The sequence below is a fragment of the Hymenobacter pini genome (assembly GCF_020421205.1).
In the GTDB taxonomy this organism is placed as follows: Bacteria; Bacteroidota; Bacteroidia; order Cytophagales; family Hymenobacteraceae; genus Hymenobacter; species Hymenobacter pini.
Window position 1 is genome coordinate 99,927 of the sequence record NZ_JAIZZH010000003.1, and the last position, 21,767, is coordinate 121,693.

The 21,767-nt window shown below is 58.0% G+C and carries 16 protein-coding genes; 11 read left to right on the top strand and 5 right to left on the bottom strand.

Annotation, left to right across the window (positions count from 1 at the left end; all coding sequences use genetic code 11):
- Positions 1-53: 53 nt before the first annotated feature.
- Entirely contained in the window at positions 54-3,089 is a 3,036-nt protein-coding gene (locus LF252_RS11725; protein WP_226269782.1) for a TAT-variant-translocated molybdopterin oxidoreductase, read from the bottom strand.
- A 153-nt stretch (positions 3,090-3,242) separates the two neighbouring features.
- On the bottom strand, positions 3,243-4,577 hold the full coding sequence (locus LF252_RS11730; RefSeq protein WP_226269783.1) for a cytochrome c3 family protein: 1,335 nt from the start codon (positions 4,575-4,577) through the stop codon (positions 3,243-3,245).
- Between the two features lie 402 nt (positions 4,578-4,979).
- Here LF252_RS11730 and rpsF point away from each other — a divergent pair, with 402 nt between their 5' ends.
- The 5 genes from rpsF to priA all read left to right on the top strand — a co-directional run bounded on the left by rpsF (position 4,980) and on the right by priA (position 11,355).
- Positions 4,980-5,354, top strand: a complete 375-nt coding sequence (gene rpsF / locus LF252_RS11735) for a 30S ribosomal protein S6 (RefSeq protein ID WP_226269784.1) — start codon at positions 4,980-4,982, stop codon at positions 5,352-5,354.
- 4 nt (positions 5,355-5,358) lie between these two features.
- Entirely contained in the window at positions 5,359-5,610 is a 252-nt protein-coding gene (gene rpsR / locus LF252_RS11740) for a 30S ribosomal protein S18 (RefSeq protein ID WP_226269785.1), read from the top strand.
- Between the two features lie 97 nt (positions 5,611-5,707).
- Positions 5,708-6,151 (top strand): 50S ribosomal protein L9, encoded by a 444-nt coding sequence (gene rplI, locus LF252_RS11745; RefSeq protein WP_226269786.1) that lies wholly within the window; start codon positions 5,708-5,710, stop codon positions 6,149-6,151.
- Positions 6,152-6,435: 284 nt separating this feature from the next.
- On the top strand, positions 6,436-8,622 hold the full coding sequence (locus LF252_RS11750) for a GSCFA domain-containing protein (protein WP_226269787.1): 2,187 nt from the start codon (positions 6,436-6,438) through the stop codon (positions 8,620-8,622).
- A gap of 186 nt (positions 8,623-8,808) precedes the next feature.
- Positions 8,809-11,355: a replication restart helicase PriA gene (priA, locus tag LF252_RS11755; RefSeq protein WP_226269788.1), complete on the top strand. Its 2,547-nt coding sequence runs from the start codon at positions 8,809-8,811 to the stop codon at positions 11,353-11,355.
- A gap of 944 nt (positions 11,356-12,299) precedes the next feature.
- On the opposite strand, the gene LF252_RS11760 is transcribed toward priA, so the two are convergent.
- On the bottom strand, positions 12,300-12,866 hold the full coding sequence (locus LF252_RS11760; RefSeq protein ID WP_226270554.1) for a hypothetical protein: 567 nt from the start codon (positions 12,864-12,866) through the stop codon (positions 12,300-12,302).
- A gap of 225 nt (positions 12,867-13,091) precedes the next feature.
- Here LF252_RS11760 and LF252_RS11765 point away from each other — a divergent pair, with 225 nt between their 5' ends.
- The 4 genes from LF252_RS11765 (at position 13,092) to LF252_RS11780 (ending at position 15,893) form a co-directional block, all read left to right on the top strand.
- Positions 13,092-13,868: a class I SAM-dependent methyltransferase gene (locus LF252_RS11765; RefSeq protein ID WP_226269789.1), complete on the top strand. Its 777-nt coding sequence runs from the start codon at positions 13,092-13,094 to the stop codon at positions 13,866-13,868.
- 39 nt (positions 13,869-13,907) lie between these two features.
- Positions 13,908-15,152: an S-adenosylmethionine:tRNA ribosyltransferase-isomerase gene (locus LF252_RS11770; RefSeq protein ID WP_226269790.1), complete on the top strand. Its 1,245-nt coding sequence runs from the start codon at positions 13,908-13,910 to the stop codon at positions 15,150-15,152.
- 116 nt (positions 15,153-15,268) lie between these two features.
- On the top strand, positions 15,269-15,466 hold the full coding sequence (locus LF252_RS11775; protein ID WP_226269791.1) for a hypothetical protein: 198 nt from the start codon (positions 15,269-15,271) through the stop codon (positions 15,464-15,466).
- 106 nt (positions 15,467-15,572) lie between these two features.
- A complete protein-coding gene (locus tag LF252_RS11780; protein ID WP_226269792.1) occupies positions 15,573-15,893 on the top strand; it encodes a hypothetical protein in 321 nt (106 codons plus the stop codon).
- A gap of 73 nt (positions 15,894-15,966) precedes the next feature.
- On the opposite strand, the gene LF252_RS11785 is transcribed toward LF252_RS11780, so the two are convergent.
- Entirely contained in the window at positions 15,967-18,567 is a 2,601-nt protein-coding gene (locus LF252_RS11785; protein ID WP_226269793.1) for a M14 family metallopeptidase, read from the bottom strand.
- Positions 18,568-18,762: 195 nt separating this feature from the next.
- Between LF252_RS11785 and LF252_RS11790 the strand changes: the two genes are divergently transcribed.
- Positions 18,763-20,724, top strand: coding sequence for a CocE/NonD family hydrolase (locus tag LF252_RS11790; protein ID WP_226269794.1), 1,962 nt, complete (start codon positions 18,763-18,765; stop codon positions 20,722-20,724).
- Positions 20,725-20,819: 95 nt separating this feature from the next.
- Here the strand turns inward: LF252_RS11790 and LF252_RS11795 are convergent, their stop codons facing one another.
- Positions 20,820-21,080, bottom strand: coding sequence for a hypothetical protein (locus tag LF252_RS11795; protein ID WP_226269795.1), 261 nt, complete (start codon positions 21,078-21,080; stop codon positions 20,820-20,822).
- 164 nt (positions 21,081-21,244) lie between these two features.
- Between LF252_RS11795 and LF252_RS11800 the strand changes: the two genes are divergently transcribed.
- Positions 21,245-21,721 carry a hypothetical protein gene (locus LF252_RS11800; protein WP_226269796.1) on the top strand — a complete coding sequence of 159 codons (477 nt, stop codon included), beginning with the start codon at positions 21,245-21,247 and terminating at the stop codon, positions 21,719-21,721.
- Positions 21,722-21,767: the final 46 nt, after the last annotated feature.

Consider the following 21,767-nt stretch of genomic DNA (forward strand, 5'->3'; position numbering starts at 1 on the left):
GAGGGAGGGCACCAATGCAGTGGGCGTTGTTGCCCTCCCCCGTGGCTCAGTTTCTAGGCGTTAAACTCCGACGTTTCGGTGTTGCGAATCTTCGTCAGGTACGTGATGTTCGGCTGTACGTTGATGGAATCCAGTACGTGGAACGCACGCTCACCGTCTTCGCGACGCAGCAGTTTCGAAATCCGCGACTCGGGGTCACGCATATCGCCGAATACGATGGCCTGAGTGGGGCAGCTCTGGGCGCAAGCCGAAACAACTTCGCCATCTTTCGGACGACGCTTCTGCTTCTTAGCTTCCAGTTTGCCGAGTTGGATACGCTGCACGCAAAGCGAGCATTTTTCCATTACCCCGCGGGCCCGTACCGTTACGTCCGGGTTCAGCACCATGCGGCCCAGGTCGGTGAACATGTGGCCGTTTACAGACTCGAACTTCTCGTTGGTGTAGTACGAGAACCAGTTGAAGCGACGCACCTTGTAGGGGCAGTTGTTAGCGCAATAACGCGTGCCTACGCAGCGGTTGTAGGTCATCTGGTTCAGACCCTCCGAGCTGTGCGTAGTAGCCAGTACCGGGCACACCGTTTCGCACGGAGCGTGGTTGCAGTGCTGGCACATCATCGGCTGGAAGATAACCTGCGGGTTCTCGGAGGGGTCCTCCATGGCCGCGTAGGTATCCAGCTTGCCTTTGGTTTCGAAGTCCGATTTGTGGGCGTCGGAGCTGTAGTACCGGTCGATCCGCATCCAGTGCATCTCGCGACGGTTAATTACCTCTTGCTTACCTACTACAGCCACGTTGTTCTCAGCCTGGCACCCAACTACGCACGAGCCGCAGCCGATGCACGAGTTGAGGTCGATGGCCATACCCCAGTGGTGGTTCTTATACTCGTAGTCCTGCCACAGCGAAACCTTGTTAGGCTTCTGCGGACCGTCAGGAGTCGAAATTTTCTCGTATTCCGTTACTTCTTTCGGATCCTTGATGTACTGCGCCAGCGTAGCTTCCTGCACCACCGGCTTGCGGTCCATGATGGTGTGGTGCGTCTGGGTTTGAGCAATTGGCTCTTTGGTACCCGTTGCTGTCAGCGTTACCGAAGCAACGTAGTTGATGGCATCGTTGCGCATCTGCAGCAGGGGCAGCACGTTCTGGCCCAAGTCGTTGCCAACTTTACCAGCTTTTGTGCGGCCGTAGCCCAGCGCAATACCGATGGTGCCAGCAGCCTGACCGGGCTGCACCAGAATGGGCAGCTCTACGGACTTACCGTTGGCCGTAACTTTTACCATGTCGCCCTGCTCCCACTTCTGGGCTTCGGCGTACTTGCGAGGTACCGTTACGTAGTTGCCCCAGGTAGCCTTGGTTACAGGGTCGGGCAGTTCTTGCAGCCAGGGGTTGTTAGCATCAGTACCGCTGCCAACGCCTACTTTCTCGTACACGGTCAGCTCGATGCCCGAAGGCTTCGGAGCCGATTTGATGGCTGAAATAGCCGAAGTAGCGTCGAGAGCGGCAGCAGCTTGGGCGGGAGCAGCCGGAGCGGCCGAGCCCATGGCTACACCGTCGTGCACGGCTTTGTCCCAAGCTTTGTTGAAGTCGCCACCCAGCACACCTTTCCACTGAGCGCGGAGGTAGTTGTAGTAGCTAGTGGGGTTGCCAGCCCAGGTCAGCAGCGAATCCTGCGCCTGACGCGTAGCAAACAGGGGCGTAATAACCGGCTGAGCAAGGCTCAGGTAACCGCGCTTGGGCTCATAGTCATTCCACGACTCCAAGAAGTGGTGGTCAGGAGCGGCGTAGGTGCACAGCTCGCCGGTTTCGTCCAGACGGTCGTTCAGCGAGATGGTCGTGCGAACCTTACCAGCTTTCAGAGCGGCAGCCAAGTCGGCACCCATCGGGTGGTCGAACACCGGGTTGGCGTGGTAGAAGATAACCGCGCCTACCTGACCAGCGCTGATAGCCTTGAGCAGAGCGCTCATTTTGGCGTCATCGCCTTGGCGAACCAGCGAAGGGTTGGCAACATCAACGGCCGCTGAAGCCAGCTTCTGGTTGATGGCCGCTACCAGCGTTTGAATAGCTGGGTCGTTGGAGCCCGAAACTACCAAACCGCGCGAACCGGCTTTCGTCAGTTCAGCAGCAACAGTCTGAATGCGCTTGTCAGTGTAAGAAGAAGCGCTACCGCCACCCACAACAGCATTGTACACGGCCAGCACTGCCTCCCCCATTTCCGAGGGTTTCAGGGGCACACGTACGTCGGCATTGGAACCAGTCAGCGAAAGGTTGCTTTCAAACTGATAATGGCGCGACATGCTGCGCTTCTCGCTCGAAACCTTGCGGTTGGTTACGTACTGACGGGCAAATTCAACCGGCGACAGCCAGGTACCAAGGAAGTCAGCACCGAAGCTTACAATTACGTCAGCCTTGCTGAAGTCGTAGGCGGGCAATACACCACCGTTGGCACGCAGCAGGCCTGAGGCCGAATTCACATCGTACATTACGTGCTCAGTGCCCGCGTAACGACCAGCAAACTCCGCAATTACCTTTTTGGTAGAGGGGCTGATGATGGTATGCGACACGATAGCCACGCGACCAGCACCGGCCAAGGCACTGCGTACCTCTTGGTCTAGCTGGTCTTTGTCAATCTTGGCACCCTTCTTGGCGAAGTGCTGCAATCGAGCACCATCGTAGAGGCTCAGCACTGAGGCTTGAGCCCGGGCCGACAAACCACCGCGCGTAATGGGCGACTCGGGGTTACCCTCCAGCTTGATCGGACGACCCTCGCGGGTTTTCACCAGCACGCTGTTGTAGTCCTGGCCGTTGAAGAACGTGGAGGCGTAGAAGTTGGCAATACCCGGATCAACCTCTTCAGGCTTGTTGAGGTAGGGAATAGCCTTTTTAATGGGGGTCTCGCAACTGGCGAGGGTGGCCGCGGCAATGCCGAAGCCCATGAGCTTGAGGAAGTCGCGGCGCGGGGCCACCGTGGCATCCGAGGTGCCGTGGGATTCCTTCACCGGCAGGAAGTCAGCAAACTCAGTGAGTGCATTCTTCACGAACTCCGGTGAGTTCTCCAGTTCCTCAATTCCCTTCCAGTACTTAGGCGACTCTTGCATCGTGTTGTTGGAACTTAGGGTCTTAGAGACTTAGGGACTTGGCTTTCGGGCCCGATAAGTCGCTAAGTAGGCTGTTTTTAAAGGTAGGTGGGGCCTTGGGCAGCCCGCGTGCGGCACGTGGCCAGCAACGCAGGCGCCCAAGGCCCTAGCTTACTAGTAGTGGCACTTCGAGCACTCGGTACCGCCGTTCGACGACACGGTGAAGGGCACAGCGCCATTAGCCGAATCGTGCAGCTTCACGAGGTTGTCGTAGTAGCCGTTGCCCTTGGTGTTGAGCGGGGTTTCGCGGTGGCAGTTGATGCACCAACCCATCGTCAGGGGCGAATACTGATATACCACTTCCATGTTCTGGATGGGACCGTGGCAGGTCTGGCACTCGATGCCACCTACTTGGGTGTGCTGCGAGTGGTTAAAGTATGCCAAGTCGGGCAGGTTGTGGATGCGCACCCACTGGATGGGCTGCTTCCGCTCGATGGCGCGGTAAATCTTCTTGATTTCAGGCGACTCCGTTTTGATCTGCGAGTGGCAGTTCATACAGATGTTCGGCGACGGAATGTTGGCCGACTTGCTCTTGTATACCGAGGTGTGGCAGTAGGCGCAGTTGATCTGATGCTCACCAGCGTGCAGCTTATGCGAGAAGGCAATGGGCTGCGTGGGCTGGTAGCCCTGCTGCAGACCTACGCCCATGGCACCCTGGATAGACTCGTACAGCACCGCCAGCACAAACACGATACCTACAATGGCACGTACGGCCGTTGATTTGTAGATTTTCGAGAAGTCGAAGCGCTGATCAATTACTTCAATGTCGCGGCCATCGAGGTCCTTACGGCCCCGCAGCACATCCTTCATGATGTTGGCAATGATTACCAGCGTTACCACCAGTACAATCAGCACTACCACCAGCACAATGAGCAGGATGTTCATGTACTTACCAGCACCAGCTTCGTCGCCAGCAGCAGCAGCCGTGCCATCCACAGCAGCCTGGTCACCACTTTTTGCGGTCAGGTTTGTACCCGCCGGTTGCTTTCCCTCTTCCGAAGTGATGTAAGCAACAATCGAGGTGATTTCAGCATCCGACAGCTGAAAGCTGGGCATTTGCTGCTTCTGGTACTGGTTGAAGATTTTCACAGCATATTCGTCGCCGCTGGCCACTACTTTGCTGGAATTCTTGATCCAAGGAATAATCCACGACATCGGCCGACGCTTGGTAATGCCACCCAGAGCCGGGCCTACTACCACGTCATTCACGGCGTGGCATTGGGCGCAGTTACCTTTGAAAAGAGCGTCGCCGGCGGCAATGGCAGCAGCGTCACCAGCGGGGGCGCCAGCTGCGGCGGCGGGGGCAGCGGCCGCCGTAGCGCCGGGTGCCACGCCTGCTTTGCTCGGATCGGCCGCAGTGCCTTGCGCGAAGGATGAGCCTACGCTAACAAAGAACAGAGACAGAGCGAGAAAGAGGCGGGAAAGGGGTCGTAGTCGGATGCTATCCATAGCACAATTTGACTGGAAAAAAGAAACGCGGGGGTGCTTCAAGGCCACAAATGTAGGTCGGGAAACCCAGAGAACAAACCTGCCCCGGCTAATTTTCGCCCTATTCAAGTAGCTTAGAAACATTCTAAAAAGCATCGTCAGCCCTGCTAAAGCACTATTCTAAGGTGTACCGCTCAAGTCCGGGCCTGCGGGGTTCACACCTTAATATATAGTACTCTCGGCAGACTGCCCTTCTTCTGTTCTAACAGCACACCTCGCCAGGTGTTTGGGTTGTTAGCTGATGTTCAGTGGCTTACTAGCACTCCGACAGCAGAAAAGAAAGACCTAGGTGTAGCAGGTGCCAACAATTCTGTTATCTTTGCCCCCTCATTTAGTTTTTCACACAATTTTCACCCCGTCGTAATGGCAGTAAGAAATTACGAGACGGTCTTCATTCTGACTCCCGTGCTGAACGAGAGCCAAGTGCAAGAGACGGTCGAGAAGTTCTCGCAGGTGCTTAAGGAAAATAGCGCCGACATCATCAACACTGAAGCTTGGGGCCTCAAGAAACTGGCGTACCCGATTCAGAAGAAAAACACTGGTTACTACTTCCTGGTAGAGTTCACCGGCGAAGGTAACGTGGTTGACACCCTGGAACTGGCTTTCCGTCGTGATGAGCGGGTTATCCGTTTCCTCACCACAGTACTGGACAAGCACGCCGTAGCCTACGGTGAGCGTCGTCGTAAAGGCGAAATGAACCAGTCGAAAGCAAAACAATCGGAAGCCGTAGCCCAGTAAGACCATGAGCCTCGCCAACGAAAAGATCCACAAGCAGGACAACCGCAAAAAGTACTGCCGCTTCCAGAAGAACGGTATTAAGTACGTTGATTACAAAGACCCGAACTTCCTGCTGAAGTTTGTGAACGAGCAGGGCCGCATCCTGCCCCGTCGTATTACCGGCACCAGCCTGAAGTTTCAGCGCAAGGTAGCTCAGGCCGTTGCCAAGGCACGTCACCTGGCCCTGATGCCCTACGTAACCGACTCTTTGAAATAAGTTTCTAGTTATTGGTTGCTAGTTGCTGGTTAATGCCCACTCGCATTAAGCCGATAACTAAAAACCAGAAACCAGAAACCAGAAACTAATTCTCGACATGGAAGTAATTCTGAAAGATGACGTTAAGGGCCTGGGCTACAAAAACGACATCGTAACGGTAAAGCCCGGCTTTGGCCGTAATTACCTGCTCCCGCAGGGTCTGGCTGTATTGGCCGACAAAACCAACAAGAAAATTGTAGCCGAAAACGTACGCCAGGCAGCTCACAAAGCTGACAAAATCAAAGGCGACGCGCAGGCTATTGCTGACCAAATCGGCGACCTAGTGCTGGATATTCCGGCGAAGGTGGGTGAGAGCGGCAAAATTTTCGGCCGCGTAACCACGCTGCAACTGGCTGACGCTTTGAAAGCCAAAGGCATCGAGGTAGACCGTAAGCGTCTGTCGTTCGACCAGGAGCCCGGCTCGGTTGGCGAATACACCGCTACTGCCGACCTGCACCGTGAGGTGAAGCACAAAGTGCGCTTCAACGTGGTAGCCGAATAGGTTATACGCGGTTGGTACCCGTTAGAAACGCCCGGTTGTGCAAGCAGCCGGGCGTTTTGTTTCTGCTTGTTGCTGCCCTTGCGCGAGAAGCTGCCGACTATTCGTGACCTTTGCTCGTACAATCAGCTGCCTCCATTGGCAACCTGAACCGATATTTCTTTATAGGGCACCCCTGTTTCGCGTCTGTCGGGCGCGCGCCTGCACTGGCAGCCAGCTTTTGGCTGAACGCAGGATGTTCAGTAGGTTGCCCGTCCGTTGACCCGCTTGGGGTCGTATTACACGCAATGTTTCGCACTGAACTACCGCTTACGCCTCAACCCCAACAGCTGCCGCTCTCGGCCCGGGTGCTGACGATTGGCTCTTGCTTTTCGGATTCCATCGGCAAGCGCCTGCAAGAGTTCAAGGTAGCCGCCATGGTTAATCCGTACGGCACCGTGTTCAATCCCATCTCCCTGTGCCGGTTGCTCCGCGCGGCGGCGGGTGAGGATATGGATTGGCAGCAACACTTGGTGGAAGCCCGGGGCCGCTGGCAGAGCTACGACCTGCACGCTGAACTGGGGGCCGACTCGCCGGTGGAATTGCTGCAGCATATCCAGACGCTGACCCGGGAAGTAGGCGTATTCCTGGCCACGGCCGATGCGGTGGTGCTCACACTGGGCTCGGCTTTTGCCTACCGCCTGCGCGAAACCGACGAAATTATCAGCAACTGCCATAAGGTACCGGCGGAAAAGTTTGATAAAGAACTGCTTACCGCTGACGATATTATTGCTGCCGTAGCCGAAACGCATGCGTATCTACGGCGCATTAATCCGCGTCTCAAGTTTATCCTGACGGTTAGCCCGGTCCGGCACATCAAGGATACGCTGGTACTCAATTCGGCCAGCAAATCGATGCTGCGGGTGGCTTGCCACTACCTGAGCGAGCTGCTGCCCGACGTTACGTACTTCCCGGCCTACGAGCTGTTGATGGACGATTTGCGGGACTACCGCTTTTATGCGTCGGACATGCTGCATCCATCGGAGGTGGCGGAGCATTACATCTGGGAGCGGTTTACGCGCACTTATTTTGATGCGGGTTTCGGCCGGTTCAAGAAAGAGTGGGAAAGCATCCGGCAGGCCTTAGGCCACCGCCCTTTACACGCGGCCGCACCTGAGCACCGGCAGTTTCTGGAAATCACTCTGGAGCGACTGCGCAAGCTCAACACCCAAGCCGATGTGCGCATGGAGTTGCTGCATGTGGAGCGGGAGCTGGCGGCGCTGCCCCTCCCCCCTGCCCTGCCTGAGCCCGAACCGGAGGACGAGGATGATGAGGAGCGCATTGACATTGGCGAAGAAGCTAGTGATGTGCCAGCCCACGCGTCGCTGCTGGGGGAAGGTGCCGGCATGCTGGTAGAGCCGCAGGAAGAAGAGTCTGCTGAAGAAGATGAGTTCGAAAATCCGGAATCAGCCTACGAGCACGCCTACACCGCTGCTGCGGCCGAGGAAGATGAGGAAGAAGCGGAAGAGCCTGCTACAGTAGAGGGCGAGGCTGCTGAGCCTGTGCGCCGCAAAAAGCGACGTTCGCGGGGCGGGGTCAAGCGCACCAAGCGCAAGCATGCCCGCCTAGCTGCCGAAGCTGCTGCCGTACTGGACGCTACCGGTGAGGCTGTTACTTCTACGGAGGTGCTGCCCACTACTGAAATACCATCAGCTGAAGCTTCTTCCACTGATACCAGCATCAAAACCGGGGAGCCTGCTACCGCCCTGGAAGCTGGTGATGAAACCGAAACGCCAGAGCCCGCCCGCCGCTCGCGCAACAACCGCCGTAACCGCCGCGACCGGCCGGCGCGCGAAAATAGCCGCCGTGCTCCGCTGTATGCCACGGAGGCCGAGACAACGCCCGAAGCCGCCCCGGAGCCAGCCCCAGCTTCGGAGCCTGCTCCCGTTGCGGAATCCGAACCGATAGTAGTTTCTGCGCCGGAGCAGGACGCTACAGAACAGATGGCACCTGTGTCATCGGCCCCAACCGAACGTAAAGCCCCCAGCCGTTCGCGCCGAAAAGCCCCGGCCACCCCGGCTCTGGAGGCTACGGAAGCCGAAGTAACGCTACCGACTACTGAAGTTGCTGAAACGCCGTTGCCGGCTGCGCAAGCTGACGCTTTAACGCCAGCACCCAGCACTGAAGCCGCGCCCGCAAAAACCCGTTCCCGGCGTAAGCCAACCAAAGCAGTCACTACTCCCGTCACGGATTTTGCGGCGGTTCCTGAGCCCACATCTACGGAAACACAGCCGGAGGCCCCGGCAACTCCCGCTCGCAAACGTGCCCCGCGCAAAGCTAAATCAGCCGCAGCGCCTCCTTCGGCTGAAGCCTCAGCTCCTGCAGTACCAACTGCCCCGGAGCCCGCCTCCGAAACTCCGGCGGCACCCAAGCGCAAGCCGCGTGCTCCCCGACGCAAGCCCGCCGCGGATGCTTCGGCCGCCGAAAATCAGTAAGTAGAAAACCCGGACCCGGCAGTCCGGGTTTTCTATTGAACGGGGGCACACCAAGCCCGGCGCTGGCGTATCTTTACCAACTGCTGCGCCATTGCCCTCTTCCGCGAAACTGGCCGTTTGTCGGCCGGACGCATCTATTGTTTGTTGCTTTAAATTCCGGAGAAGCTCCGCTTCCCGCTGTTGCCTTTGAGCCTGACGTTTGACTTTGTGCAGCCCCAGCCCGAACCAGCCGCTGACCGCGTAACGCTGTTTGCCGACGTGATTCTGCCGCTGCCGCTGCCGAAACTCTATACTTACCGCGTCCCCTTCGAGCTGAATGACCAAGTGGTGGTAGGCGGCCGTGTAATTGTGCAGTTTGGGGCTAAGAAAACCCTGAGCTGCATTGTAGCTGCCGTGCACGAGAACCCGCCCAAGGAATACCAAGCCAAGTATATCCTGGAGTTCATCGACGACGCGCCGGTGGTGACGCAGCCCCAGCTGAAGCTGTTCCGCTGGATGGCCGACTACTATCTGTGCACGCTGGGCGAGGTTATCAACGCCGCTCTGCCTTCGGCCCTTAAGCTCAGTTCTGAGAGCCGCGTGCAGCTGCATCCGGCATTTGAGGCCGACACCAACCCATACCCGCTCAGCGACCAAGAGCAGAAGATTGTAACGGCCCTGAGTGCCGGCGAGGAAGGAAAGTCTTTGACGTTTACTGAGGTGGGCGAGCTGCTGGGTATTGCGTCCTTCCATAAGTACATCAAATCATTGATGCAGAAGGATGTCGTGTTTCTGTTCGAGCACCTGCAGGATAAGTATTCGCCTAAGGTGGTGAAAAAGGTGCGGCTGGCCCACCGGCTTATTGCGGAGGCTGCGCTGGAACAATTATTCGATCAGCTCACCAGCAAACCCAAGCAGTTGGATGTGCTGATGCGCTACCTGCAGAAAGTACCGGTGTACCAGAACGAGCACGCCAACCAGCGGGGGCTCGAAAAAGTCTACCTGACGTCGGCCCCGCACCTGTCTCCGTCAGCCGTAAACACGCTCATCAAAAACGGCGTGCTGGAGCAGTTTGACCAGATTGTGTCGCGCTTCCCGCTGGACGAAAACGACGCGGAGGCCAACATGCATTTTACCCTCAGCGACGCCCAGCAGGAGGCGCGCGAGGACATCATGCGCCAGTTTCAGGATAAGGACATTGTACTGCTGCACGGCGTAACGGGCGCGGGCAAAACGGAAATCTACATCGACCTGATCCGGCAGGCGCTGGAAGGTGGCGGGCAGGTGCTGTATCTGCTGCCCGAAATTGCCCTCACCGCCCAGATTGTAACCCGCCTGATGCGGGTGTTTGGCTCCCGCCTGGGCGTGTACCACTCCAAGTTCTCCGACAACGAGCGGGTGGAAGTGTGGAACGGGGTGCTGTCGGGGCGGTTTCAGGTGGTAGTGGGCGTACGTTCATCAGTGTTTCTGCCCTTCGATAACCTAGCGCTGGTGATTGTGGACGAGGAGCACGAATCCAGCTACAAGCAGTACGACCCCGCCCCACGCTACAATGCCCGGGAGGTAGCCTTGATGATGGCTAATTTCCAGGGTGCCAAAACCCTGCTGGGCTCGGCCACGCCCGCCGTGGAAACCTACTACCAGACCCGTGCCGGCCGCTACGGGCTGGTGTCGCTTACGAAGCGGTTTGGGGAAGCTGGGCTGCCGGAAGTAGAGCTGGTGGACACCCGCAAGAGCCGGGAGCAGAAAACCATGCTCAACCACTTCACGCCGGAGTTGATGCAGGCTATGGAAAGCAAACTGGCGGCCAAGGAGCAGGTGATTCTGTTCCAGAACCGCCGCGGCTACGCCCCCTTCATCAACTGCCTGGACTGCGGCTGGATACCCAAGTGCCAAAGCTGCGCCGTGAGCCTGAGCTACCACAAGCACAGCCACGAACTGCGCTGCCACTACTGCGGCTACCACGAGCGGATGTATACCCAGTGCCCAGCCTGCGGCTCCCGCAACGTAAAAACCGTGGGTTTCGGTACCGAGAAGTTGGAAGATGACCTGAAAGTAATGCTGCCTGAGGCCAGCGTGCAGCGCATGGACCTAGACACCACCCGCGCCAAGAACGCCTACCAGCAAATCATTTCCGACTTCGAGAAGCAGGCTACCAACGTGCTGGTGGGCACTCAGATGGTAACCAAGGGCTTGGATTTTGCTAACGTGAGCCTGGTAGGCATTATCAACGCCGACAGCATCATTCACTACCCCGATTTCCGGGCACACGAGCGGGCTTTCCAGATGTTTGTGCAGGTGAGCGGGCGGGCGGGCCGCAAAGGCAAAAAAGGCCGCGTGATTATCCAGACCGGTGACCCGGAGCAGGTAATTTTCGACAAGGTAATCCGCAACGATTACCTAGAATTTTACGAGTACGAAATCCTACAGCGGCGCGAGCATGGCTACCCGCCGTTCATGCGCATCATCCGGCTCACGGTAAAGCACATGGATGCCGTGGTGGGCGAGCGGGCCGCCATCTTGCTCACTCAGGAGTTGGTAGACCGTTTGGGCCGGGAGGCCGTGTTGGGTCCTGAAGCGCCTTATATCTTCCGCATCCGCAACTTCTACCTGCAGGAAATTACCATCAAGCTCAGTCGGGAACACACCGTGCTACGCTCCGCTAAGGCCGATATTCTAGACGCCATGAACGTAGTGCGCGACCAGAAGGAATTTAAGCAGGTGCGCCTGGCCGCCGATGTGGATCCAATGTAATTCAAGGTGGCTAAAGGCTTGATTCCCCGATCAGGAGCAAAGTCAGCCCGATAACCAGCAACAGTATTCCTAAAGGGACCAGTAGAAGGGGTAGGAAGCTTGGTACCAGCAGTGACAACATGCACAGCCCTCCCAGCACACTTAGCACCAGCCCGGCCTTGCCACGCTTACTAGTTGGGGAAGATTTCTGACCAACTACCGGAGCGGTTGCAGAAGTGGGTAGTGCGGCAGCTTTCCGGGCCTGCCGAAGCTTCCGTAAACGGCCGTTCTTACCTTGAAAGAAGAGCAGCGGAATACCAACGCCCAGCAATACCAGCCCATAAAACCCCAACATTACGTTCCGCAGCCCGCCCCATTCCGTTTGCGGCGGCTCAGACGCCAGCCCGGCAATCAGGAAGCCAAGCCCGAAGCCGGCTGTAACGCCCCCCACCGCATTTACTACCGTAGTTGTTGGATCGGACGGGACTATAGTGGCCGGTGAAGGCAGCTTACTATTGACGGGGTAGCCTGCCAACGTATCGGAGCCGGTTATAACAAGCGTGGGCTGCGGCGTTTTAGTTTTTTTCCGGGCTGCGCGGGTAGTATCAGCCGCCGCCTTAACCGGTTTTCGTCCTGCTCTCGTGGCAGTAGACACAGTGCGGTTTTCTGGCAGAGGAACTTTGACTCTGCGTACTGCCGCCGTTGTATTGGAATGCAGCGGGGACGTCACGTAAGCTGAGTATTCCTGCACTTTTGGCAAATAGGTCGGAATCCGGGTGCTTTGGCAGGCACTCAGCCATAGGCTGCATAATGCCACAATCAATAGTCGGGTTGTATTCATCTAAGCAAGCAGTGTATATAAAATCTAGTAGACAGTTCTAATGATTCAGCAATATAGAATTTTAGCCATAAAAAAACGCCCTGATGTACATCAGGGCGTTTTTTGTGCGAAGACTTGGAGCTGCCTAGACCTCGTCGAGCAGGCCCAGTACGATGAACACAATACCAATGATGGCAATGACGGTACCCAGAATCGGGATGAGCAGACCTACCAGAATACCAATCAGCAGCAAGATGATACCCAGTTTGATGTTACGGCTGATGGCGTTGGCGTCTTCCTGCGAAGCGGCTTCCGACTTCTTGCTCAGTTGAGCTTTGGCGGTCAGCTTATCGGCTTTCTTGGCCAGCTTGGCTACTAAGGCCTTTTGAGCAAAGTTCAGCTTGGGCGCTTTGGCTACCGGAGCCTCCGCTTTGGCAGTTGCTTTTGCAGCAGGCTGAGCAACCGGCGCGGCAGCTACCGATTTTGCGGCGGGTGCAGCAACCTGAGCAGATTCAGCAGTCGGCGCGGGGGCTGCGGCTTCGGAAGTAACAGGGGCCGGAGCAGGGGCTACGGTTACGGCGCGCTGGGTGCCGTGGTACGCCGACGACGTCTTGGGCAGCATGGCGTACTCGGCACGGTTACAGCTGGTCAGGGCCACTGCTACGGCGGCTACGGCCGTGAGCTTGTGCAGGATTCCGGACAAGTGTTTCATAGAAAAATGGGTTAGGTGAACGGAATGAAACCGAGGCTTCTACGGACGAATGTAGAAGAAAGACGGTAAAAAAATGTCTTTTCACTATGTACCACTGACTTTCTGCTATTTATAATTCAATGCACCAGCACGTAAGCACGCATTTCCAGCCTGAGATTTTAGCTGGGGCCGAACGCTTCAGGCAGACTACATGTTAGGCCTGCATCGTTACTTTGTGCTGTGTATATGCCCCCTTCATTTAGACCAGCCCTCTGCATTAGCGCCCTCGGCCTTTTGGGCGGCGCGTTTGCCTGTACCCAGCCGCTTACCGAGAGTACCGCCGCGCAGCTTACTGAACAGCGGCGGCAGGCCATACCCGATACCAGCGGCTACGAGCGGCGGCCTCCCCAAGACCTCAACGGCATCGGCAAGTACTACTTGGGCCGACAAATTGCTCACGTAATGGGCCACGAGGGCGCGGCTTGGCTGGAGCGCTCCGACCGGCAACAGGAAGAAGGCACCGATATTCTGTTGCGGGAGTTGCGCTTAAAGCCCACCGACGTGGTAGCTGATATTGGCGCGGGCACCGGCTTTTTCACGTTCCGCATCAGCCCGCTGGTGCCACAGGGCAAAGTGCTGGCCGTGGATATCCAACCCGAAATGCTCACCGCCCTGCGCGAAACGCGGGAGCGGCTGCATGCCAACAATGTGGTACCAGTACGCGGCACCACCGACAACCCCAACCTGCCCGCCCGCGGGGTTGATGTAGTGCTGGTGGTGGATGCGTACCACGAGTTTGACCACCCACGGGAGATGATGCGGGCCATTCGCAACTCGCTTACTCCTACCGGCCGGGTGGCGTTGGTAGAGTACCGGGCCGAGGACCCCAAAGTGCCCATCAAGCGCATTCACAAGATGAGTGTGGCGCAGGCCCGCCGCGAAATGGCGGCCGTTGGGCTGCAGCTTACCGATTCAATTGAGTCGTTGCCGCAGCAGCACCTCTTGATTTTCCAGCGCCAGTAGTTCGGGCAGCACCCCGCGCAGGTTGTACCTTTGCGGCCTATGTCGTTTTCTGCTACTACCGATCCACGTCAGCTCTCCATCCACGATTTTACCTACCAGCTGCCGCCCGAGCGCATTGCCCCGGAGCCGTTGGCCGAGCGTGACCAGTCGAAGCTGCTGCTGTTTCAAGAGGGGACTATCCAGGACCGACAGTTTCAAGAATTACCGGCCTTGCTCCCCACCGCCAGCCTGCTGGTCTTCAACGATACCAAGGTAGTACGGGCCCGCCTGTTTGCTCGGCGGCCCACGGGCGGCGTGGTGGAGCTCTTTTGCTTGGAGCCCGTAGCCCCGCACACGGCCATTGAGCCCGCTATGCAGCAAACCGGCAGTTGCGTCTGGAAATGCCTGGTAGGAAATGGTAGGCGCTGGAAGGAAGGGGCCGTTACGCTGGAATTTGAGGCAGAAGGCCAACCGGCCGTACTATCGGCCGAGCGGGTGGAGCAGCGCGAGGGGTACGCGTTGATTCGGTTTAGCTGGGAGCCCGCCCATTTGCCATTTGCGGAGGTATTGCGCGGGGCCGGGCATCTACCCCTTCCCCCCTACCTCAACCGCGCTGATACTGCTGTGGATGCTGTGCGCTACCAAACGGTGTACGCCGCTCACGAAGGTGCCGTAGCCGCCCCCACTGCCGGCCTCCACTTCTCCGATAAAGTGTTGGCCGAACTGGCAACCCGCCATATTTCCTCGGCGCATGTAACCTTGCACGTGGGCGCTGGCACCTTTCAGCCGGTAAAGGCCGAGCAAATGGAGGACCACGCTATGCATGGCGAGCCCATCAGCGTATCGGCGGAGACTTTACGGCAGTTGTTGCAGCAAATGCCTGAGCCCATTATTCCGGTGGGCACCACCAGCCTGCGCACATTGGAAAGCCTGTATTGGCTGGGGGCGCGCTTGGTTCAGGAGCCTACTGCCGAGCCGACATGGCACGTGAGCCAGTGGCAGCCCTACGAGCCGCAAACGGAGGTTGCTGCGGCGGCGGCCTTTCAGGCACTGCTGGATTACCTTGCCCAGTCCGGCTCCGACGTATTACATGCTACTACCCAACTGCTGATTGCACCTGGCTACCGCTTTCGGGTGATTTCGGGGTTGATTACCAATTTCCATCAGCCCGAGAGTACTTTGCTGCTCTTGGTGGCGGCCCTCATTGGTCCACAATGGCGCACGGTGTATGAGCATGCTTTGGCGCACAACTACCGCTTCCTGAGCTACGGCGACTCATCACTCCTGCTGCCCCAGAAGGCTTAATGTAAGAAGGGCGCAGGTGGTAGGACTTTTTTGTGCGCTGCTTGCCCTTTCATCAGGTTTTCATGGAGAGAGTGAAATATTCCATCATCAGTTTCACCTAATTCTCCTTTTCAATCATGAAAAACCTGGCAATTGTGGTAGCCCTGCTGGCCACCTCCGGTAGTGTTTTGGCCCAAGGCATTGGCAAAGAGGAAACAAAAGTTGAGAAGAAAACCGAAATGAAGTCGGATGGCTCCGTGGTCAAAACAATCCACACTGCTCACGCACACAAAGGGCATAAGGGCCACATGGCGCATACCATGAAGCTGAAATAGATGGGCCGCGAGTTGATGAGTAGCCCGCTAAGCTGAACAGCAAGACAACCATTTTCTGTCAGCGCGTATAAGGACTCAGATTCCTGTATTAATTCAGACTCTCCTCATGAAAAAGATATTGCTTCTGGCCGCCGCCGTAATTTTCTCGTCGGCTTCCTCCTTCGCCCAAGGTGATAAAACGACCGTCCGTGACAACACCACCGGTGCCAAAACCACCGTTACTGAGCGTGACAACGGCACCGTGAAAGTAGAATCCCGCACTGGCCGCACCGAGGCCGGCCAAAAAGCCTACAACACCAAACAAGACGTGAAGTACGCCGGCAAAAAAACCGGCCACGCCATTGAAAAAGGTGCCAAGAAAACCGGCCACGCCGTGAAAAAGGGCGCTAAAGCCGTAAAAAACAAAGCTGAAGACGTAGTAGATTAATCTACCTCGCATTTAGCAACAAAAGCCCCATCAGCATTGCTGATGGGGCTTTTGTTGCTAAATACTTCTGGGTTTATTGCCCGACGATGAACACGGCATTACCGAACAATAGCTTACCCCCTTGCCAGAAAGCCCGGAACAAAGGGTTGTCGCCGAGATATACTACTTGCCCCCGGCCCATGTCCTGAGTGCCCAGTACGAAGCTGTCGGTGAGGGCCCGCTGGGCCTTACGACCGGCAAAACCGGCTGCGTAGCTGTCTTTCTTCAGCACGCCCACATTCCAGCCTCCTTTGGGCAGGAAGCGGTAGTTGGGCACGTCGCGCAGCAGGGCGTAGTAGGTGTTACCGTAGCCGAAGGCCAGCGGGTGGGTGTTGTCGAGTTGCACGCGGTACACGCTGCCTTGCACCCGCTCCCCAATTTCCTCCCGTTCGGCATCGGCATACCGGCGCAGGGCGGCGTACGGGCTGGCTTTCTTGCTGGCGGCGGTGTCCGCCGGTTTGGTTTTCAGCAGGAAGTCTTTATTGCCAGCGAGGAAGCGTGAGGCGCCTTCCAGGGCAATGAGGCGGCCACCGCCGCGCACCCAGGTTTTCACGTTGTCCAGGCCCCGCTCGGTTAGTACATCGTCGTAGCGGCCATCGGGCAGCACCAACACATCGAATTTGCTGAGCGGCACGCTGTTGAAATAGTCCGTGCCAAGCACCGTGACGGGGTAGCCCACCTGCTGCTCGAAGAAGTGCCATACCTCGCCAAACGCCGTGGCATCTACGCCCGGGCCAGCCAGAATGGCTACACTAGGCATTTTGAGAGGCCGCACGGAGCGGGAACCCAGGTCACCACCGGTGGTAGACAGGCCCGATTGTACAGCCTGCACCATCACGCCGGCCGAGTCGGCCTGGGCATGTACCAATTGGTCGAAGCGGGTGCCCATTCGCTCGTTGCCGGTGCGGGCTATGATGAGGGTGCCGCGCTGGTATTGCTGCCCCTCGGTTTCGAATGGCTCATCGGCCACCCTGATTTTCACGCCCTGCTGCAGCAACCGGCTCAGGAAGCGCACATCCTGCAGATTGTTCCAGCGGGCCAGGTAAGCATAGGGTTGATTGTTGCCAGTTACCGGCTGGGAATTAGTAGTAGGAGTTGGGGCCGGCTTACCGCCTTTCTCTACTACCGTAGCTACTGGCAACTGGGAACTGGTAACCGGCAACTGATTTTTCAGGGCGTAACCTTTCAGACCGAAAGCGTAAGGCAGCGACCAGGCCGTGAGGTCGTAGGTCAGGGAATCTTCCAGCTGAGCCTGGGGCTCAAACAGCACTTTCACCAGCGTGGATTTGGGCTGGTACATGCTGATGACCACGTCGCGGGGCTCTACCTGTACGCTTTCAGTTTTGCCGGTGGTGTAGTTGTAGCCCGTTTGGCGGGTGCGCTTGGTAGCAAAACCGTAGCTGATTTGCTGCCGGTCGAGGTACTGGGTGAGGGCGCGCACCTGGCCGGGGTCGGAGGAGCCGGCCAGCACGTAGGATTTGTACTCGCCGCGGGGCTTAGTACGGGCATCGGTATAAAACTTCTGAAACTCGCGCACCAGCTCTTCGTGGCGGTCAGAAGCAGCCTGCAGCGTGGCCAGGCTGGTGGCGTGGTGGTGCTCGATGCGCTGGGCCAGAGTAAGCGTATCGCCATCGGCCTTCACGTAGCTCAAACCGGCCGGGCTGCCACCGCCCTGCTCGTAGGTCATGCCAATGGCCCCGTTGAAGCTGGGCCAGGTGTCGCCGTAGAAGGGGGCGAACAGGTCGTAGGTTTCGCGGGTGAAGTACAGCCAGTTGTTCTTATCGAATACGCGGCGGTTATAGTCCCCGATAATGTCCTGAAACTTGCGCTGCCAGGCGGTGAGGTCGGCGTGGAAAGGCTTGGCGGCCGGCGAAAAGTAGTACGGGTTATTCGGCCCCATTTCGTGGAAATCGGCGTGCACCTGGGGCAGCCATTGGTTGTACACCACAATGCGCTGGCGGCTTTCCTGCTGGGTTTGCCAGGCCCAGTCCCGGTTCAGGTCAAAGTAATAGTGGTTGTAGCGGCCACCGGGCCAGGGCTCATGGTGCTCCCAGCTTAGGGCCGAGGCGTTGGGCCGCTGGTTGGCCACGCGGTTGTACCACTGCGCGTACCGGTCGCGCCCGTCGGGGTTCACGCAGGGGTCCACAATCACCACCAGGTTCTGCAGCCACTGCTGCATCTGCTGGTTCTGGGGGTTAGCCAGGTCGTACAGCACCTGCATTACGGCCTCCGACGACACGGCCTCATTGCCGTGCACGTTGTAGCTCAGCCACACCACAGCCGGCTGCTTGGTAGCCGCGGAGCCGCTTTCCAGACCGGCCAGGCGCAGGTTATTACGGCGGATATCGTCGAGGTTCGTGAGGTTCTCGGGCGTGGTCACATACACCAGCTCCAGCGGGCGGTTTTCGTAGGTGCGGCCGTAGCGCTGCAGTTTCATGCGGCCGGGGCTGTGCTGCACCACGTGTTCCACGTAGCGAAGCAGCTCGGCGTGGGGGGTGAAGCGGGTGCCCAGTTCGTAGCCCAGGAATTGGCGGGGAGTCAGGAGCGGGCCATCGGCGGTAGTTTGGGCCCAGCCGGGAGCGGCTAGCCCGCAGCACAGCAGCAGGCCCGCAAACCAGGAAAGTAAGTGTCGCACAAGCGCGGAGGTTAAGCCGGCCGGAGCCGGAACGGGAAGAATAGGTTGGGGAGTCAAAGAAAGCAGAAAAATCCCCGTCGAAGGATGCTTTTCCCCTACTTTGGCTGCATCTTTCTCTGTAGCAGCCACGCCCTTCGTGCTAATGCGAAACCACGACGCTGCCGACGGCCCCTTTCCACTTCTATCCCACTATTCATGCCCACCTCTCCCCTCCGCCTGACTGGCCTGACAGCCTTACTGGCCGCTGGCACGCTGGCGGCCCACGCCCAGAAGCCCGTATCGTATCCGCTGCCGACAGAAGCCGAAAAACAGCAAATGGCCGTGGTGCTGGCCGATACGCTCTACATTCAGCAGCACTACACCAAAACGGAGTATCAGATTCCGATGCGCGACGGGGTGAAGCTATACACCGTGGTGTACGCCCCCAACGACGCCGACAAGGTGAAATACCCCATCATGCTCAACCGTACGCCCTACGCCGTGGGACCCTACGGCAAGGGCAAATACAAGTATAACCTGGGCCCCAGCAGCACCATGATGCACGAGGGCTACATCTTCGCGTACCAAGACGTGCGGGGCCGGTATATGTCGGAGGGTACATTTGTGGATGTGCGACCCGAGAAGGACAGCTACAAGGGCAAAACCGACATCGACGAGGGCACCGATACCTACGACACCATTGAGTGGCTGCTGAAAAAGGGACCGAAGAACAACGGGCGCGTGGGCCAGTGGGGCATCAGCTACCCCGGCTACTATACCGCTACCGGCCTGCTCAGCCGCCACCCGGCCCTGAAGGCGTCCTCGCCCCAGGCCCCTATTGCCGACTGGTTCTGGGACGACTTTCACCACAACGGGGCCTTCTTCCTGCCCCACGCTTTCAATTTCCTGGCTTCCTTCGGCCTGCCCCGGCCCCAGCCCACGCCCACCGGCAACCCTGGCTTCAAACACGGCACGCCCGATGGCTACGACTTCTTCCTGAAGATGGGTCCGCTCAAAAATGCCGACGCGAAGTACTATAAGGGACAGGTGGCGTTCTGGAACGAAATGACCCAGCACCCCAACTACGACGAGTTTTGGCAGGCCCGCAACTTGCGGCCCCACCTCAAAAACCTCAACAAAGGCACGGCCGTGCTGACGGTGGGCGGCTTCAATGATGCCGAGGACTTATTTGGAGCCCTGAAAATCTACGAAACCATTGAGCAGCAGAACCCCGGTATGCGCAATGGCTTGGTGATGGGCCCCTGGGTGCACGGGGGCTGGGCCCGGGGCACCGGCGAGATGGTCGGTAACGTGGCCTACGGCGAGTCGCCTTCCCTGTACTACCAAAAGGAAATTGAAGCGCCGTTTTTCAAGTCGTACCTGAAAGATGGCAAGCCGGCCGCCGTGCCCGAAGCCACCGTATTTGAGGGTGGCACCAACCGCTGGCGCACCTTCGACGCCTGGCCCCCGAAAGCGGCCCAGGAGCGCACCATGTATTTCCAGTCGAACGGCATGATTGGCTTTGACAAGCCTCTGGATGAAGCCGATGAAAAAAACCGGGCCAACGCGGAGTTTGACCAGTTCCTGAGCGACCCGGCCCACCCGGTGCCCTTCACCGAAGCTACCGCCGTGGGCATGACCCGTGAGTATATGACCGATGACCAGCGCTTTGCCGCCCGCCGCCCCGATGTACTCACCTACCAGACGCCCATCCTTACCGAGGACCTCACGCTGGCGGGCCCCATTGATGCGCTGCTGCAGGTAGCCACCACCGGCACAGATGCCGACTGGGTAGTTAAAATCATTGACGTGTACCCCGACGATACGCCCAACAACGCCAGCCTGAACCCCGCCGTGAAGCTGGGCGGCTACCAGCAAATGGTGCGCTCGGAAGTGATGCGCGGCCGGTTCCGCAACAGCTTCAGCAAGCCAGAGGCTTTTGTACCAGGGCAGGTAACGGCCGTGCCGTTTGTGGTGCAGGACCTCTGCCACACCTTCCGCAAAGGCCACCGCCTCATGGTGCAGGTGCAAAGCAGTTGGTTCCCATTGGTGGACCGCAACCCCCAAACCTTCGTACCCAACATCTTCGAGGCTGATGAAAAAGACTTCCAGGCCGCTACGCACCGGCTGTACCACTCGCCCCAGCACGCCTCCCAACTGAAGGTGCGCGTTCTGTAGCGAAGCGGAATAGCAAAGAGGCTGACCACTTGTACCAATTGCCGGGCTATGCCGGCAGTGGCACGAGTAGTCAGCCTCTTTTTATTTTGCTGGCATTACAATCTTGCCACGTTGTTATAGTCCAGCTCAGCAGGCTTTTCGTGGAGGTCGTATTTCACCTTTTCCACTACTCCCCGGCCAAACAGGCTGATACCAGCATTAAATACCACTAAAGCGGCGGTGCCGGCCGCGACCCACTCTTTCGTAGGGTGGCCGTTGCGTTTCTTGTCGGCGGCCCATTGCACCAGGCAGCTGCCCAGGCCAATGACCATCAGCCCGGCAGGGGCGAAAACCAACCATTTTTCCTTGTGCGTCATGAGGAATTCGGGAGAGAAGAAAGAACGAAAATCAAGCGGGGCTGGCAGCGGCAACCGCAGCAACCAGCTTCACCTTGCACAATCGTACCTTTGCGCCGTGGGGTTACAACATACCCCGATAATATTTTGCCGGCTGGCGCTGGCAGCCGTTTTTCGCACTTCTCATGCTTGTTCCTCCTTACCAGCGGCTGCTGGAGCTGGCCTTCGCCCAGCCCGCTGATGCCGCCCGCTACCTCCACCCTACTACTGTGGCTGCCTACCGCACCTTTGAGCAGGCCAATCCGCAGGATATTGCGTACCGGTTCGAGCGGGTGCGCCTGGGCGTGGCGCTAGCTCTCATGAAGCTCCTCTCCGACCTCGGCGACCTGGAGGAAGGCCGCGCCGTGCTGGAGGTGCTGCTGCGGGCTCTAAAAGCGCCTTCCGTGGGAGCCATTGATGCTACCATCCAGAAAGACGCCGCCACGTTTGAGCGTCTTTACGCCGACCTGTACGTGAACGATGAAGGCGAGCAGCTGCTCCATTTGTTCGAGCGCACCCTCGATGCCGATTCCCAGCCCCTCATGGACGACGTTATCCGGGAAGCGCTACGGCTGGCTCCCAAGCTGGACTTCAGCCATCTTACTGAAGAAGATGAAGAATAAAGAAAAAGGCCACTCTGAGAGCGGCCTTTTTCTTTATAAGAAGTAT